The following is a 16,322-nucleotide window of genomic DNA, read 5'->3' as shown; positions in this document are numbered from 1 at the left end:
AGGACTTCGTTCAGCTGACCCGTGTAGCGTCATTCGGCATGAAATCTCGGCAGATCACGGTGGGCGACCGGGCATGGACCGTGCGGGTAGACGGACCGGAATCCCGGCACAGCGTGCTGCTGCTGCCCGACGCAGCTGACTCGACGGACGTCTACGACCAGGTATGTGCTCGATTGCACAATTCGGATCTGCGCACGGTGGTGCTGGAGTCGATCGACGGCCTCGACGCCGCCGGCGTCACCGCGATCCTGGATCAGATCGGGGTGCCCTGGGCGAACGTGGCCGCGCGGGGGACCGGCGCCGAACTGGCGTGGCGGGCGTGCGCGGCCGGATTCGGGCGCTTCATCAGCCTCGTGGTGGCCGATCGCGGCCATCCGGCGGCGCCAGGCCGGGATGGGACCGTGGCCGACCCTACGGTCCGTCCAGTGGAGTTGCCGACCACGGTGCTGGCGACCAAGAACCTGCCGCGCTCGGTGGCCGACGCCTCCGGGCGCTTCGTCTACGGCGAGTTCCGGGTGGTCGACATCGACGTCACGAACGTGGCGACCGAGGCCGACCATGAGCTGGCCACCGAGATCGTGTTACGCACCAGCACCTGGTGAGCCGTTGCCGGACTTGGCTCGGTAGACACGTGAGCGAGCGCAGCGAGCGAACCAATAACACAGCGCCCATGGGGCACGACGGAACCGAGCGCTAGCGAGGTGTAGTCGTGAGCCAGTCCAGCCAGCTGTCGAGTTCCGCGAAGGCGTGCGCGAGCGGCTCGGCCGAGGACAAGAACACATCGTGCTTGGCGCCGTCGATCGGCACGATGTTGGTGCGGTCGCCGAGGCAACCCGACCAGCGCTGAATCTGCTTCACGTCCAGCACCGCATCGACCACATCGACGGCCGGACCGTACTGGCGGGCGAACTTCGTCATCCGGGAGCGCAGGATCAGCGACGGCACGCCGATGTCCAGACCGGCGTGCAGCTGCGCGTGACCGTTGCGGATCGCGCGCAGCCAGCCGAACCGAACCGGGAAGCCGTGCAACGGTTTCCAGTCCAGGTTGTAGTCCCATTCACCGGCCACGCTGTGGTGCAGGCTGTCGCCGTAGGTGGTGATCTTCGCGCTGGGCAGCTGGAACATCTTCCGAAAACGGCCGAGTCCCTTGATGATCGGCGTTCCGACGGTCCGGTAGTAGGACGGTCCGTGCAGATCGAACCAGGGGCTGTTGAGCACCAGGCCGGCGATCCCGGCGGCCGCCGTGCCGCGCGCTCGATTGAGCCGATTCAGCCACAGCGGCAGGATCAGTCCGCCGGTCGAATGCGCGTTCAAGACGACCGGTGCGCCGGTCTCCTCCCGCACGATTCGCAATGCCTCGTTCAACTCGTCGTCATACAGTGCGAGATCGGTCACATAGTGCGGTGTCTGCCCGTCGCGCAGCGAACGGCCGCACTTACGCAGATCCAGCGCGTAGAAGTGGTACCCGAGTGCCGCGAAATGCTCCGCGAGATGTTCTTGGAAGAAGTAGTCGGTGAACCCGTGCACATACAGCACGGCCCCCGCGGTGGCCTCGATATCGTCGCCGGGCAGATAGCGCACCAATGTGGCCACTGCCTCGCCTTCTCCGTCCGGATCGGGCCCGAGAGCCAGCGTGCGCTGCTGGTACTTCTCGCCGAGGACATCGGCTTTCCACTGGCCGGCGCCCTGGGTGTCGGTTTGCGGAGCGGCAAGTGAAGTTTCCTTTGTCACATACACAATCTAGGTCACATTCGGCGGGTTCGGCGCGGGAGATCGACGTGGTGAGGTGCACAATTGGGGCTAGGTGAACGGCGGGTAACCTAACTCCCGCCATGGTTTACGAACCGGAACCGAGGCAATAACACGCAAGCACCGTGCCCAGGCAGGTCCACCCGCCCGGTGGGCCCGCGTAGAAGGACAAGGAAGTCGATCTAGCCGTGCCGAACGCTGCCATGACTGAAAAGACCGATGTTGTACTCATCGGCGCCGGCATCATGAGTGCCACTCTCGGTGCGCTGCTGCGCCAGCTGCAGCCCGATTGGTCGATCTCCCTGTTCGAGCGGCTCGACGCCGCGTCGGCGGAGAGCAGTGACCCGTGGAACAACGCGGGCACCGGACACTCGGCGCTGTGCGAGCTGAACTACAGCCCGCAGAACCCCGACGGGTCGGTGGACATCAGCAAGGCCATCGACATCAACGAGCGGTTCCAGGTGTCGCGCCAGTTCTGGTCCTACGCCGTGGAGAACAACGTCCTCGGTGACCCGTCCCGATTCATCAATCCGATCCCGCACGTGAGCTTCGTGCACGGCGCGGACAACGTCGACTACCTGCGCAAGCGCTACGAGGCGCTGTCGCGGCATCCGTTGTTCGAGGGCATGGAGTACATCGACAGCCCCGACGAATTCGCGCGGCGGCTCCCGCTGATGGCGCGTGGCCGGGACTTCTCCGATCCGGTCGCGTTGAACTGGACCGACGGCGGCACCGATATCGACTTCGGCTCGCTCACCAAGGAACTGCTCGCCTACCTCGGCGCCAGCGGCGCGGACCTGGCCTTCGGCCACGAGGTGCGCGACCTGTCCAAGCAGTCCGACGGGTCCTGGCTGGTCAAGGTGCGCAACCTGCGCACCCGCGAAACCCGCACGCTCATCAGCAAATTCGTGTTCGTCGGCGCGGGCGGCGGCGCGCTGCCGCTGCTGCAGAAGTCCGGCATCAAGGAGATCGACGGCTTCGGCGGCTTCCCAGTGAGCGGTCAGTTCTTCCGCTGCACCAACCCGGAACTGATCCGGCAGCACGAGGCCAAGGTGTACGGCAAGGCCGCCGTCGGCGCGCCGCCGATGTCGGTGCCGCACTTGGATACTCGCGTCATCAAGGGCGTGCCCGGCCTGCTGTTCGGCCCGTACGCGGGCTGGACGCCGAAGTTCCTCAAGGAAGGCAAGCTCACCGACCTGTTCAAGTCGGTGAAGCCGAACAACCTGTTCTCGCTGCTCGGCGTCGGCGTCACCGAGCTCGGCCTGACCAAGTACCTGGTGAGCGAGCTGCTCAAGTCCGAGGCGGGCAAGGTGGACACGCTCAAGGAGTTCATCCCGCGCGCCGACGGCCGGGACTGGGAGCTGATCACCGCGGGCCAGCGCGTGCAGGTGATCCGGCGCAAGGGCGCGGGCGGTGTGCTCGAATTCGGTACCGCCGTGGTCGCCGCCGCGGACGGCAGCATCGCGGGTCTGCTCGGCGCCTCCCCGGGCGCGTCGACGGGCGTCACCGCGATGCTCGACGTCATGCAGCGCTGCTTCCCCACCGAGTACGCCGGCTGGACGCCGAAGCTCAAGGAGATGATTCCCTCACTCGGCGTCAAGCTGTCCGAGGACCAGGCGTTGTTCCACGAAGTGTGGGATTGGACGTCCAAGACGCTGAACCTCACCGGTGGCACAGATAACACGCCGAGGCATGCGGGGGTCGCGGCGAACGTCGAGGTGTGATAGCAACAGGCGATGATGTCAACGGTTGCTCTCAAACGGTCATGGGCGTTGGATCTCGACAACGCCACCCTCTATCAGCTGTTGAAACTTCGCGTCGAAGTCTTTGTCGTCGAGCAGAAATGCGCGTACCCGGAATTGGACGGGCTCGACCTGCTGCCGGAGACCCGGCACTTCTGGCTCGATGACGAGGGTGAGGTGATCGCCACGCTGCGCTTGCTCGAGGAGCACGAGGACGGGGTGAAGTCCTTCCGCATCGGCCGCCTGTGCACCGTCCCGGCCGCGCGCGGCCACGGCTACACCACGCGCCTGCTGCAGGCCGCGCTCGCCGAGGTGGGCTCGGCGACCGTGCGGTTGAACGCGCAGACCTATCTCGTCGACATGTACGCCAAGCACGGGTTCAAGCCCGACGGCGAGGAATTCGACGAAGACGGGATCCTGCACATCCCGATGCGCAAGGGGTGATCGTCGGGCCGTTGCTCGGCCGCCACCCTCGTCGCAGACCCGCGACGAGGGCGGTTGTCTGTTCAGGGGAGCCATGATCGGAAGGGCAGCGTCGGTGGGCCAGGTGCGCGCGCATAGAGTTGGGGCGTGTCTTTGTCCCATGCCGAAACTGTGCCGTCGCCTCACTCGCTGACCGGATCACGCACGCGTCCGGCCGGCGACGGGGAGGTGGGTTTTCCGTTCTCCGCCGTGGTCGGTCAGGAGCGGCTGCAACTGGCGCTGATTCTGTGTGCGGTGCATCCCGGCATCGGCGGTGTACTGGTGCGCGGCGAGAAGGGCACCGCCAAGTCGACCGTGGTGCGCGCGCTGGCGCAACTGCTGCCGCCGGTGGTCGACGAGACCGGTGCGCGGCCCGCGCGGCTCGTCGAGCTGCCCGTCGGCGCCACCGAGGATCGGGTGGTCGGGTCGCTGGATCTGGAACGGGTGCTGCGCGACGGGGAACAGGCGTTCCGGCCCGGACTGCTGGCCGCCGCGCATCACGGCGTGCTCTACGTCGACGAGGTCAATCTGCTGCACGACCACCTGGTCGATGTGCTGCTCGACGCCGCGGCGATGGGTCGGGTGCACATCGAGCGCGACGGCGTCTCGCATTCGCATCCGGCACGATTCGTGCTCGTCGGCACCATGAATCCGGAGGAGGGGGAACTGCGTCCGCAGCTGCTGGACCGGTTCGGGCTCACCGTCGACGTGGCGGCCTCGCGGAACGTGGACGTGCGGATGTCGGTGGTGCGGCGCCGCCTCGATTACGAGGCCGATCCGGCCGGGTTCGCCGACAGCTATGCCGCCGCGGATCGGGCGGTGGCCGAGCGCATCCTCGGGGCCCGGGATCGGGTCGCGCAGGTGCTGCTCGACGACGGCGAGCTGCGGCGAATTGCCGCGCTGTGCGCCGCTTTCGACGTGGACGGCATGCGCGCGGACCTGGTGGTCGCACGGACCGCGACGGCGCACGCCGCGTGGCGCGGTGCGGACGCGGTGACCGAGGAGGACGTGCGGATCGCCGCCGAACTCGCACTGCCGCACCGGCGTCGGCGCGATCCGTTCGACGAGCCGGGCATCAGCGAGGACCAGCTCGACGACGCGATGCGTGACGCCGCCGAGGAAGTGGATCGCGAGGCCCAGTCGCCGAGTGCGACAGACGAATTCGAGTCGAGCGAGCAGCCGGACGGCGCGGAGCAGTCGGCGCCCGAAGGTGACGCATCCCAGTCGCCGACCGGCGACAGCGATACCGATCCGGACGACGACCCGGACTCGCCGCCCGACGGCCCCGGTGACGGGCAGCGGCCCAGCGCCCGCGAAGGTCGCAGTGGCACACCGGCTTCCGCGGCCGCGACACCGCCGCGTTGGGAAGTGCCGGGCATCGGTGAAGGCGCTCCCGGACGTCGCTCGCGGGCGGAGTCGCGGCACGGTCGTGTGGTTCGGCCGAGCACCGATACCTCCACCGGTCTGCACCTGCTCGGCACCGTCTTCGCCGCCGCGCCGCATCAGTGGTCGCGTGGCCGGGGCGATGGTCCGCTGAAGCTGGCCGCCGAGGACCTGCGTGGCGCGTATCGCGAAGGGCGCGAAGGAAATCTGGTCGTCTTCGTGGTCGATGCCTCCGGGTCGATGGCGTCCAGGGATCGGCTGTCCGCCGTCACCGGCGCGGTCGTCACCTTGTTGCGTGATTCCTACCAGCGGCGCGACAAGGTCGCCGTCATCACGGTGCGTGGGCAGGACGCTGAACTTGTCCTGCCGCCAACATCTTCGGTCGATATCGCCGTGCGCCGCCTGTCCGCGATGCGTACCGGTGGGAAGACACCGCTTGCCGCGGGACTGGTGAAGGCACGCGAGATCGTGCTGCGGGAACGGGTTCGTGACCCGCGCCGCCGCCCGATGCTGGTGCTGCTCACCGACGGTCGCGCCACGGGCGGGGTCGATCCGGTTCCGCGCGCCCGTGCGGCCGCTGCCCGCCTCGCGAACGACGGGGTCACCTCGATCGTGGTCGACTGCGAGCGCGGGATGATCCGGCTCGGTCTGGCCGCCGAGCTGGCTCGCGAACTGCGCGGCGGATACCTGAGATTGGCCGAGCTGACCGGAGATTCGGTCGCCGACGTGGTGCGCGCCGGATCGGGACGGCTCGGCGCTGCCGCACGCGCCGCTTGATCCGCGGTGTGCCGACGGCGGTTCGGTCGAGTCTGCGTCAGGATGCGGTCGGTTCGATGAAGAACCTAGGACTATCAAGGAGATTCGATGCCTAAGGGTGTGCCGGAGACCGTGCCCGACGACGGGCTCACCACGCGCCAGCGCCGGAATCAGCCGGTGCTCGCGGTACATACGGGGCCGGGCAAGGGCAAGTCGACCGCGGCGTTCGGCATGGCGCTGCGGGCCTGGAACCAGGGTTTCGATGTCGCGGTGTTCCAGTTCGTGAAGAGCGCCAAGTGGAAGGTGGGGGAGGAGGCGGCTTTCCGCACCCTCGGCACCCTGCACGAGGAGACCGGTGCGGGCGGCTCGGTCGAATGGCACAAGATGGGCGAAGGCTGGTCCTGGACCCGCAAGCCAGGCACCGACGAGGACCACGCCGCCGCCGCGCTCGCCGGGTGGCAGGAGATCGCTCGCCGATTGAAGGCCGAACAGCACCGCTTCTACGTCCTCGACGAATTCACCTACCCGCTCAAGTGGGGCTGGGTCGACATAGATGAGGTCATGGAGACGCTAAGTAACCGTCCCGGCAACCAGCACGTGGTCATCACCGGCCGCGACGCGCCCGAGGCCCTCATCGACGCCGCTGACCTCGTCACCGAGATGACCAAGCTCAAACACCCCATGGACACGGGCCGCAAGGGCCAACGCGGCATCGAATGGTGAACTGCCCCGCGGTGGTGATCGCCGCGCCCGCTTCGGGGAGCGGGAAGACCACGGTGGCAACGGGATTGATCGGTGCGCTGCGGCGGGTCGGGCATCGGGTCGCGCCGTTCAAGGTGGGGCCGGATTACATCGATCCCGGGTATCACGGGTTGGCGGCGGGGCGTCCTGGGCGCAATCTCGATCCGGTGCTCGTCGGCGCGGAACGTGTTGTGCCGCTGTATCAGCACGGTGCGCGGGACTGCGATCTCGCGGTGGTCGAGGGTGTGATGGGGCTGTTCGACGGCCGCATCGATGAGAACCATGCCGGGCCGGTGGCTGAAGGGTCTACCGCGCAGGTCGCGAGTCTGCTCGGGGCACCCGTTGTGCTGGTGGTCGATGCGCGCGGGCACAGTCAGAGTTTGGCCGCGCTGCTGCATGGTTTCGCGACTTTCGACAGCAGTGTTCGCCTCGGCGGAGTGATCCTGAATCGGGTCGGCAGCGAACGGCACGATCAGGTGTTGCGCGCGGCCTGCGACCGGGTCGGAATTCCGGTACTGGGTTCGTTGCCGCGGATGACCGAATTGGAGGTGCCCTCGCGGCATCTCGGGCTGATCCCGGCCGTGGAGCACGGCACCGCTGCCACCGCTGCGGTATCGGCGATGACGGATCTGGTTGCGGCGCACGTTGATCTGCGTGGGATCGCGGCGTTGGCCCGCTCGACCGTGGACGGCCCGGCCTGGGATCCGGCGGACGCGGTGCGAGTTGTGGGAGCGCAACTCCAGTCGTCCGAAGCGCCAGGCGCCGTTCGGATTCCAGATACTGACGCGGTTGTGAGTTCCGGCCCACTGATCGCGATGGCGGGCGGGCCCGCGTTCACCTTCGGCTATGCCGAGCACCGCGAACTGCTGCTGGCCGCCGGGGCGCGGGTGGTGGTGTTCGACCCGCTTCGGGACGAATTGCCCAGCGGGACAGCAGGTTTGGTGCTTCCTGGTGGATTTCCGGAGGAGCATGCTCCGGAGCTGGCGGCGAACACGGAATTGCTGACCGCGGTCGCCGAGCAGGCTCGGCGCGGAATGCCCGTGCACGCGGAATGCGCGGGATTGCTTTACCTGACGCGCTCACTCGACGGACATCCGATGGCCGGGGTGATCGACGCGGACGCCGAGTTCGGTCCGCGACTGACCCTCGGTTACCGAGATGCGGTGGCGCTGGCGGATTCTCCGCTGTGGCGAGCCGGGGAACGCGTCTGTGGACACGAGTTCCACCGGACCCGCTTGATCGCGGCAGCCTCGGACGCCCCGGCCTGGGGTTGGCACGGCAGCGACGGCGCACGCGTGCGAGAGGGTGCGCTCGTCCATCAGGTGCACGCCTCCTACCTACACACCCACCCCGCCGGAAACCCCGAAGCGACAACCCGTTTCGTCGCAGCCGCAGCCGAGTACGCGGGTGCTCGTGCCAGCCGTTGACCGATCTCTGTTCAGCGGGGCGACCTCTACCGACATCGCATCCGCAGCACGCCGCCGGACATCGGCACGCGTGTGACTCTCCGCTGTGCTCAGCTCGAAGGTGATAAGTGCCTGAACTAGTTGTCGGCCTGGGCCTACGCCCAGGAACCTCTGCCGACCGCATCGTCGCGGTGGTACGTAAAGTGCTGGGTTTCAACCAGATCAGCTGTTTGGCGACCATCGATCGACGAGCGACTGAGTCGGGACTGCTCGGTGCGGCGGCCGAGCTCGGGGTACCGATCCGCAGCTATACCGCCGCTGAACTGGCTGAAGTGCCAGTGCCGAACCCGGACTCGCGAACGGTGGCCGCGGTGGGTACCGCGAGTGTCGCGGAGGCAGCCGCCATCCTCGCCGCCGAGGGCGGCACCTTGGTCGTTCCCAAACGCACCGTGCACGGCGTCGTCATCGCTGCGGCGCAACGCGACGCACCCCCGACCGAGCGGCACCGGATAGCCGACGACTACGGCTGCACCCTGTCCTGAACCAGGTGAGCCCACGGACGCCGAGTGGTTTGATGACGGAGTGGATATCCGAGGGATCGATAACGTGCTGGTTCCCGTGGGGAACCTGGCCGCGGCGGTGGACTTCTACGAGAACAGACTCGGGCTCTCCGTGCGATTCACCGTGCCGGAGCGCGGAATCGCGCTGTTCGGAGTCGCGGCGGAAACGCCGGGGATCATGGCCATGGTCGACCCCGCCGCGGGGCAGGGCGCACCGCCCGCGATGCGGGTATGGCTGGAGGTGCCGGACGCGCAGGCCGCCGCGGCCGAACTCGAAGAGCGCGGTGTCGAAATGGTCACCGCGCCCTTCGAAGTCGCGACCGGATGGAGCGTCGAGGTATCCGACCCGTGGGGCAATGTGATCGGGCTGACCGACTACCGCAAGCGCCCCGAACTGGCCCGCCCCGCGTTCTGACCTACGGCGCGACCGAACCCCAGTCGGCGAAGCCGGTGGGATCGTGGCGGCCGAGGCTGGCGTGCTCGAACAGCCCCCAGCCCTCGGCATCACCGCAGCGGGCGTGCGCCACGTGGTCGATGACGCCATAGGGCGCGCGGGCGACGATGGCCGGGTCGGTGAGGTCGTACCGGCTGGACAACGACCAGTCGCGGCCCTTCCACTGACCGTGCTGCCAGTCCGGATCCCCGCCGTAACCGCAGCCTACGTGCAGCGGCACATTGGTGCCCGTGGTCACCTCGACCTCCAGCGGCTTGCCGTCCGGCGTGGTCAGTTCGAGCCGCGCTCCTACGGGAATCCTTGTGCCGGAACGGTAGTCGATCGAGACGCGCGGCCAGCCGAGCTGTTCGGTGCGCCCGTCCGGCCAGATCCGCACGGCGTCGTTCAACGTGCGGGTACCGTCCGGCTCCTCCTGCACGATGACGACGATCGCGAAATCGTCGAACCGCAGTGGTACATACATCCACCAGAAGCCGCCGGACGGTTCGCTGGCCACCCGCCCGGGCGGCTCACTCTCGCCGACCGGCCGGATGCCCCACGAGCGATCCCTGGTTCCGGTCCACACCGACGGGTCGACGGTGATGTCTTCCCCGTCGACGTGCAGCGTCCCCGCCCACGAGCCGAGCTGGGCGAACCGGCTCGCGTCGATGATCGGCCGATTGCCCGCCAGGATCAGGTGCGGCTGCTCCTGCACGGTGGGGAAGGCGCCCTCCCAGGTGAGGTCGAAGGACAGCTCGTCGTGCTCGCAGATCACCCGGAGTCGTTGCAGCGGCTCGAGCACCTCGATGCGATAGCCGCCGACCTTCAGGTCGAGGCCGCGCTCGCCGAGCGCGTCGGAGAAGCGGACGGTGCGCAGCGCGTCACCGCGCCGGACGGCGGCGTAACCGTCGATCACCCCGAGGTTCGGATAGACCCCGAACCCGGTGATGAGGAAGGTGCCGCCGTCGCGGTCGTGACCGTTGAAATAGCTTCTGTCATAGAAGTTTCGGTCGCTGCTGGCCACCCGGGCCAGCGATAGTCCGGTCTGGTGAATCGGGTACTCGTCCAACGGAACTGGCATGGTTGATCTCAATCCCACTCGTAGGTTCCATCGAGCAGCCGTTCCAGGCTGGCTCGGTGCATCACATAGTCGTCCCGGTCCGGGGTGTCGGTGTCCTCGCCGAAGTGGATCATCCGGCGCTTCACCCTGGCCATCACGATGCCGTGCCGGAGCGCGGCGTAGATGATGTGCCAGTCCAGGTTCTGCACCGTATGTCCGGTCAGCTCTTCGTATTTCGCGACCACGTCGGCGCGGCGCAGGAAGTCCGGCAGGCCCGGCTGCTCGAATCGGGTGGCGATGTCCTGGAAGAACCGGTGGATGAAGATCACCCAGGCGACGTCCAGTTCGCGCGGCCCCAACGCGGCCATCTCCCAGTCCAGCACCGCCGCGGGCGCGAATTCGTCGTAGATGATGTTGCCGGGTCGCGCGTCGCCCCAGCTGAGGACGTCCGGTCCCGGATCAGCGGGCCAGTGCTCGTCGAGCCAGGCGAAGGTCCGCTCGAGCAGTGGGATCTCGAAGCCGTCGTCGGTCAAAGCCCAGCGGTACCAAGCCTTCTGGGCCTCGACGTGCCTGCGCAGCGACTGCCCTGGCCCGCGCAGCGCGGGGAATCGGATCGCCGGATCCGGGATGGCGTGCACCTTCGAGATCACCTCGACGGTGTGCGCGGTGAGCAGTGCGCGTTCCTCGGCGGTCGCGTCGAACAGCCAGCCGATGAACACGTACGGCGGATTGTCCGTCGGCACCCGGCCGTCGACCCGCTTCATCACGAAAAACGGTGTGCCGAGCGGCTTCTCGTCTTCCTCCAGCCAGCACAACCCGGGCACCGGCACATCGGTGGTCTCGGCGACCCCGGCCATCACCTTGTACTGGGTGGCCAGATCATAGGTCTCGAATACCGGGAACGATCCGCTCTCCGGCGCCATCCTGGCGACGAACGACCCGCTCTCCTGCCGCCCGTCCACGCTCCACTCGGCGTCGAACAGGATGGAGGTGCTCGACATCCCGCCCGCCTGCGGGCGCGACAAGTTGGCGACCTTGGGCGGATGATCGGCGGAGACCCTCGAATCCAGCCAGCGCGCCAAGTCCTCGGCCAGCACGTCGAGATCGCGCTCGCTGACGGTCAGCTGCTGCCGCTTGGCGGGATCCGGATCTTCGGCCATCGTTGTCCTCCTGACGCCATGAAGCGCGGGCCTGCCTCGGCACAGCCCACATCGACGGCGGGCCGCCGCGATACGCGACAGTAACGCGTTCCAGTCGGCTTGCGGGTGGAAAACGATCGAGGTTGCCGAACCCGCTCACTGGTCGGAACCGGGCCTTGACATGCGACGACCTCGCCTGCGCTCGAGCCTCCCCGACCACCTTGGTACGGCTGGCACGTACGACTGATTACCGAGGTGAAGACCAGGGATTTCCTGGAGGTTCGCGACTCCTCGCCGCAATACCGTTGCCTCACATGGAGGTTTACGGATTGAGGGGTTCGTTTTGAGTGCTATCAGTACGGACATGGTCGACCGGGACAGTGCCACGAAAGCCTCGGCCATCCGCGAGGATCCGGATTCGAACTGGAATCTGTTGACCCGCATCGCATTCCGGTTCTGCTTCACCTATTTCGGCTTGTTCTGCCTGATCTTCCCGCAGTTCTTGTTCGTGTATACCGGGGTCCTCGGCGACAAACTGCCGAAAATGGCGATCTTGTGGCCCTATTATCAGCTCAGTCCGGTCTTCGAGTGGGTGGGTCGGCACGTCTTCGGCGCCGACGTTGCGCTGCACCTGGATTCGCATAGCGGGGACCAGGGGATCATGTGGGTCTTCCTCTTCACCATCCTGGTGGTCGCCGTGGCGGCCGCCGTGGTGTGGACGGCGCTGGATCGGCATCGTCCCCACTACTATCGGCTGAACGCCTGGTTTCTGCTCTTCCTGCGGCTGGCTCTCGCCGGTCAGATGTTCTGGTACGGGATGGGCAAGGTGATTCCGACCCAGATGCAGCAACCGTCGTTGACGGCCCTGCTCACGCCATACGGAGATTTCGGCCTGTCCGCGGTCCTCTGGTCGCAGGTCGGCGCCGCCCCGGTCTACGAGATCATGCTCGGCGTCGCGGAGGTGCTAGGCGGACTGCTGCTCGTCCTGCCGCGGACCGCGACGGTCGGGGCGATGCTGAGCCTGATCTGCATGGCGCAGGTGTTCCTGCTGAATATGACCTTCGACGTGCCGGTGAAGATTTTGGCGGCGCACCTCATGCTGATTCCTCTGGTTCTGCTCGCGCCACAGGGGCGCCGGTTGGCGAATATGCTTGTGCTGCAACGTGCATCGGAGCCGGCGATGCAACCGGAACCGTTCCGTTCGCGACGCGCCCGCTGGATCGCTGTCGGCATACAAGTGGTACTCGGCATCTGGTTGCTGACCGGTTCTACGCAGGAAAGCTTGAAGTGGTGGTGGGAAGGCGACGGTGCCCCGAGGCCGCCGCTTTACGGGATCTGGACGGTGTCGGAGTTCAGTCAGGACGGTCAGCCGCTCGCGCCGCTGACCACCGACCAGAACCGTTGGCAGCGGGTGGTTTTCGACATCGGCGGCATGGCCTACCAGAAGATGGACGGCAGTCTGGTGCCGGTTGTCGGCGCGGTCGACAGCGCGGCGCACACCCTCACGGTGTCGCAGGCGGCAGGCCAACCATTGCCCGGGCAGATCGCGCAGGCAGAGCCGAACCAGATCGGCACCTTCACCTTCGCGCAATCGGCACCGAATCGGCTACGACTGGACGGTCAACTCAACGGCCACCAGGTGACGCTGTCGCTGGAGCAGGTGGATCTCGAGTCGTTCCCGTTGCGCAGCACCGGCTTCAAGTGGGTCCAGGACTACCCGCACTTCAGCTGATGGTGATGGCGTCGAGTCGGGTGCGGAGGAACTCCGCCGAGACGACCGGTGGTAGGCCGCTGACTTTGCCGATGGGTGGGTCGAGCGGGGTGACGACGGCGTCGTGGTCGAGTTCGTAGAAGTAGATCAGGGAGACCAGGTCTTCTTCGGGCGCTTCCGGCTGGGGTGGCAGGACCCGATGTCGTCCGGACGGCCAGCGATTGCCGCTCCAATAGGCAAGCAGGTCACCGATATTCACGGTCAGGGCGGCGGGGTCGTAGGGGGCGTCGGCCCAACCCGCCGCCTCGGTGTACACCTGTAGTCCGCCCGCGCCGGGCTCGCGGTCCAGCACGGTGACGGTGCCGAAGTCGGTGTGCGGGCCGATCCGGAACTGGCCCGGCTCCGGTGCGCCGACCGCGGTCAACGGTGGGTAGTGGTTGATGTTGCAGGTCCAGGTGGGGCGGCCTGCCAAGTCCTGGAAAGGGTTGGCGGGCAGGTGAAGTGCGGCGGCGAACAGCGCGAGGAGTTCGTCGGACAGGGTGTGCACGGCGTCGGTGTAGGCGGTCAGCAGTTCGCGCAGCTCGATCACCTCGTCCGGCCAGACATTGGGCAGGAACCAGACGTCGTCGATGTGCCGGTCACCGGTCGCGGTGTCCGCGCCGACGGCGAAGGTCTCCTTCAGATCGGGCGGCGTCTCGGTGCCTTCCGCATAGCCGTTGGCCTCCTTGCCCGGACCGATCCAGCCGCGTCCGCCGACCGAGACGGCGTACTTCTCCTTCACCGAGTCCGGCAGCGCGAAGAAGCGTCGAGTCGCGGCGCGCACCTGGCCCGCCAAGCCGTCCGGCACACCGTGTCCGTAGACCAGCAGAAACCCGGCCCGACGCAACCCCTCGTCTACCTCGTGCTCGACCTCGGCCGCCGCGGCACCTCCGGCGCGCCACCTGGACAGATCGATCGATGCGATCGCGTTCATTTCGTCTCACTTCTGCTGGAGCGCTGGTCGATGGCTGAGCGCGGTCAGGCCGGGTTGGCTACTGCGCCTCGACTTCGTCCGCGACGCCGATGTCTTCATTCCAGAGCGCGGGGTTCTCGGTGATGAACTTGGTCATCATCTCGACGCAGCGGTCGTCTTCGAGGACGGTCACCGCGACGCCGTTCTCAGCCAGCCAGTCGTGGCCGCCGTAGAAGGTCTGCGATTCGCCGACGATAACCGAGCCGATGCCGAATTGGCGGACCAGTCCGCTGCAATACCAGCACGGCGACAGGGTGGTCACCATGATGGTCGGGCCGTAGTCGCGGCGGCGGCCCGCGGCGCGGAAGGCATCGGTTTCGGCGTGGATGCTGGGATCGCCGGACTGCACGCGGCGGTTGTGGCCGCGGCCGAGCAGGGTGCCGTCGGCGGCGAACAGCGCCGCGCCGATCGGGATGCCGCCCTCGGCGAGACCGAGTTGAGCTTCGTCGTATGCCACCTCGAGCAGTTGTCGTGCCGGTATCGCCTGCGTCATGAGTCCAGCCTCCAAGGGAACCGCCCCGCACCGCAACGTACAGAACGTCTGTCCACTTCGGGGGCGTGGATGACAGGATGACCATATGTTGCCCACCGTGCGCGAGTTGCTCGACGACCAGTTCGTCGCGGCCGAGCCGCTCGTATTGGCTGGTCACAGCGCGCTTCGGCGGGCGGTGCGCTGGGTGCATTCGAGCGAGATCTACGAGATCAGCCCGCTGCTGTCCGGTGGCGAACTGCTGCTCACCACCGGGCTCGGCCTGGCCGGGGTGGATGCGGGGACGCGGCGGCACTACCTGCGGGAGATCGCCGGGCGCGGGGTGGCCGGGGTGGCCTTCGAGCTCGGCCGGACCTTCGACGCCATCCCGCCGGACATGGTGGCGGAGGCGTCGCGGCACAGTCTGCCGCTGATCGCGTTGCGCGCCGTGGTGCCGTTCATCGATCTGTGTCGTGCCGCGAATACCGAGATCGTGTCGCGGGAGGTGCGGTCGTTGCGGTTGCTCAACGAGCTGGCGCGTGACCTCACCGGCGAGTTGGCGGCGAGTAACGGGCTCGCGCAACTGCTTGCCCGGATCGGCGAGGTCACCCGCTGCGCGTTGATTGTGACGAGCGGCAATGGGGCGTTGATCGCCGCGCATGGCGTCGATGATGATCGATCTGCCTGGGCGGCCGTGGAATCCGCGGCTGCTACGGCGTCGATCCGTGCCAGGGAGAACACCTGGGGAACGCTGACCGCAGGGCCCGGCTCGTCGCTGGACGGCGCTACTCTCGCTACTGTCCTCGAGCAGTCCGCGCCGAGTCTCGGTCTTGCGCTGGCGAATTCGGGAGCTCCGACCGGGCGTCCGCAACTGGCGGCGACCACCCTGCTCGCGGATCTGCTGGACGCCAAGCCGATTCGTCAAGCCGATCTGAAGGTTCGGGCTGCGGCGGCGGGTGTGCCCGCGCTGGCGGGGCGCACATTGGTACCGGTGGCGGTCGACGCACCCGACGCTCGCATCGCGACTCGCCTGATCGACACCGCGGCAAAGGAACTCGGCAGGCCCGGCCTAGTTGCCGAGGTGCACGCCACGACCTACGGGGTGCTCACACTGGACGAGTCGATCGCAGACCCCGTTGGTGAGTCTGTCCGGCTGCTGCGAAATGCCTTCGCCACCAACACCGTCGAGGGCGTCACCTTGGTTGTCGGCGACCCCTGCGCGTTCACCTCCACCGCACTCACCGGGTCGCTGGAAGCCACCCGGTCCGCGCTGCGCCTCGCTACTCGTCATCGCCGTGACTGGCTGGCGGGCAGCCCCATCTCCACCTGCCGCGAGCTGGCCACCGAACTCGTCGTCGAATCGCTGCCGGTAGGCGAACGAACCCGTCTGATCGCCACCACCATCGCCCCGCTGATCGCCTGGGACACAACACATCACAGCAACCTCACCCGCACCCTCGAGGTCTACCTGCGCCACGGCGGTAGCCCCACCCGCTGCGCCACCACCCTGCACATCGGCCGCCAATCCCTCTACCAGCGCCTCGATCGCATCCGCGACCTCCTCGGCTACGAGCCCGCCGCCCCCGCCCTCACCGGCACCCTCCTCCTCGCCCTGTGCGCCCACCGCCTCACCAGCCCCGCCAGAGAGTGATCGTTGGGGGTCGCCGCGCATGAGTTGTGCAGCTGCGCACGAAATTGC

The 16,322-nt window shown here is 67.4% G+C and carries 15 protein-coding genes; 10 read left to right on the top strand and 5 right to left on the bottom strand.

From position 1 onward, the window contains the following. Nucleotides 1-38 precede the first annotated feature (38 nt). Nucleotides 39-602, top strand: coding sequence for an alpha/beta hydrolase (locus ACQPW1_RS35855; RefSeq protein WP_433656731.1), 564 nt, complete (start codon nucleotides 39-41; stop codon nucleotides 600-602). Nucleotides 603-693: 91 nt separating this feature from the next. Here the strand turns inward: ACQPW1_RS35855 and ACQPW1_RS35850 are convergent, their stop codons facing one another. Beyond that, complete coding sequence (locus tag ACQPW1_RS35850) at nucleotides 694-1,731, bottom strand: alpha/beta hydrolase (RefSeq protein ID WP_433656729.1); 1,038 nt, start codon at nucleotides 1,729-1,731, stop codon at nucleotides 694-696. A gap of 206 nt (nucleotides 1,732-1,937) precedes the next feature. Here ACQPW1_RS35850 and mqo point away from each other — a divergent pair, with 206 nt between their 5' ends. From mqo to ACQPW1_RS35815, 7 genes are all read left to right on the top strand, one after another. Beyond that, nucleotides 1,938-3,473: a malate dehydrogenase (quinone) gene (gene mqo, locus ACQPW1_RS35845; protein ID WP_433656727.1), complete on the top strand. Its 1,536-nt coding sequence runs from the start codon at nucleotides 1,938-1,940 to the stop codon at nucleotides 3,471-3,473. A gap of 12 nt (nucleotides 3,474-3,485) precedes the next feature. Then, nucleotides 3,486-3,935: a GNAT family N-acetyltransferase gene (locus ACQPW1_RS35840; RefSeq protein WP_433656725.1), complete on the top strand. Its 450-nt coding sequence runs from the start codon at nucleotides 3,486-3,488 to the stop codon at nucleotides 3,933-3,935. A gap of 150 nt (nucleotides 3,936-4,085) precedes the next feature. After that, the gene (locus ACQPW1_RS35835; protein ID WP_433665431.1) at nucleotides 4,086-6,113 is read left to right on the top strand and encodes a magnesium chelatase subunit D family protein; all 2,028 of its coding nucleotides are present in this window, start codon (nucleotides 4,086-4,088) and stop codon (nucleotides 6,111-6,113) included. Nucleotides 6,114-6,200: 87 nt separating this feature from the next. After that, a complete protein-coding gene (gene cobO / locus ACQPW1_RS35830; RefSeq protein WP_433656723.1) occupies nucleotides 6,201-6,815 on the top strand; it encodes a cob(I)yrinic acid a,c-diamide adenosyltransferase in 615 nt (204 codons plus the stop codon). Continuing rightward, the gene (locus tag ACQPW1_RS35825; RefSeq protein ID WP_433656721.1) at nucleotides 6,809-8,260 is read left to right on the top strand and encodes a cobyrinate a,c-diamide synthase; all 1,452 of its coding nucleotides are present in this window, start codon (nucleotides 6,809-6,811) and stop codon (nucleotides 8,258-8,260) included. Before cobO ends, ACQPW1_RS35825 begins: the two co-directional genes overlap by 7 nt. Nucleotides 8,261-8,367: 107 nt before the next feature. Beyond that, nucleotides 8,368-8,781, top strand: a complete 414-nt coding sequence (locus tag ACQPW1_RS35820) for a cobalamin biosynthesis protein (protein ID WP_433656719.1) — start codon at nucleotides 8,368-8,370, stop codon at nucleotides 8,779-8,781. A 64-nt stretch (nucleotides 8,782-8,845) separates the two neighbouring features. Further along, nucleotides 8,846-9,214, top strand: coding sequence for a VOC family protein (locus ACQPW1_RS35815; RefSeq protein ID WP_433656717.1), 369 nt, complete (start codon nucleotides 8,846-8,848; stop codon nucleotides 9,212-9,214). 1 nt (nucleotide 9,215) lies between these two features. On the opposite strand, the gene ACQPW1_RS35810 is transcribed toward ACQPW1_RS35815, so the two are convergent. Together ACQPW1_RS35810 and ACQPW1_RS35805 are read right to left on the bottom strand one after the other, a co-directional pair. Beyond that, entirely contained in the window at nucleotides 9,216-10,313 is a 1,098-nt protein-coding gene (locus ACQPW1_RS35810) for a hypothetical protein (RefSeq protein ID WP_433656715.1), read from the bottom strand. An 8-nt stretch (nucleotides 10,314-10,321) separates the two neighbouring features. Then, the gene (locus ACQPW1_RS35805; RefSeq protein WP_433656713.1) at nucleotides 10,322-11,452 is read right to left on the bottom strand and encodes a phosphotransferase family protein; all 1,131 of its coding nucleotides are present in this window, start codon (nucleotides 11,450-11,452) and stop codon (nucleotides 10,322-10,324) included. Nucleotides 11,453-11,774: 322 nt separating this feature from the next. On the opposite strand from ACQPW1_RS35805, the gene ACQPW1_RS35800 reads away from it, so the two are divergent. Beyond that, on the top strand, nucleotides 11,775-13,163 hold the full coding sequence (locus ACQPW1_RS35800) for a DoxX family protein (RefSeq protein ID WP_433656711.1): 1,389 nt from the start codon (nucleotides 11,775-11,777) through the stop codon (nucleotides 13,161-13,163). Here the strand turns inward: ACQPW1_RS35800 and ACQPW1_RS35795 are convergent. Next, nucleotides 13,156-14,115, bottom strand: a complete 960-nt coding sequence (locus ACQPW1_RS35795; RefSeq protein WP_433656709.1) for an isopenicillin N synthase family dioxygenase — start codon at nucleotides 14,113-14,115, stop codon at nucleotides 13,156-13,158. The two genes, ACQPW1_RS35800 and ACQPW1_RS35795, sit on opposite strands and share 8 nt — an antisense overlap. Nucleotides 14,116-14,173: 58 nt before the next feature. Next, nucleotides 14,174-14,647, bottom strand: coding sequence for a nucleoside deaminase (locus ACQPW1_RS35790; RefSeq protein WP_433656707.1), 474 nt, complete (start codon nucleotides 14,645-14,647; stop codon nucleotides 14,174-14,176). Between the two features lie 85 nt (nucleotides 14,648-14,732). On the opposite strand from ACQPW1_RS35790, the gene ACQPW1_RS35785 reads away from it, so the two are divergent. Then, nucleotides 14,733-16,274 (top strand): PucR family transcriptional regulator, encoded by a 1,542-nt coding sequence (locus ACQPW1_RS35785; protein WP_433656705.1) that lies wholly within the window; start codon nucleotides 14,733-14,735, stop codon nucleotides 16,272-16,274. The last annotated feature ends 48 nt before the right edge of the window (nucleotides 16,275-16,322 follow it).

This window comes from Nocardia sp. CA-128927, from assembly GCF_050955855.1.
Taxonomy (GTDB): domain Bacteria; phylum Actinomycetota; class Actinomycetes; order Mycobacteriales; family Mycobacteriaceae; genus Nocardia.
This window is presented reverse-complemented; position numbering and strand designations above follow the sequence as displayed.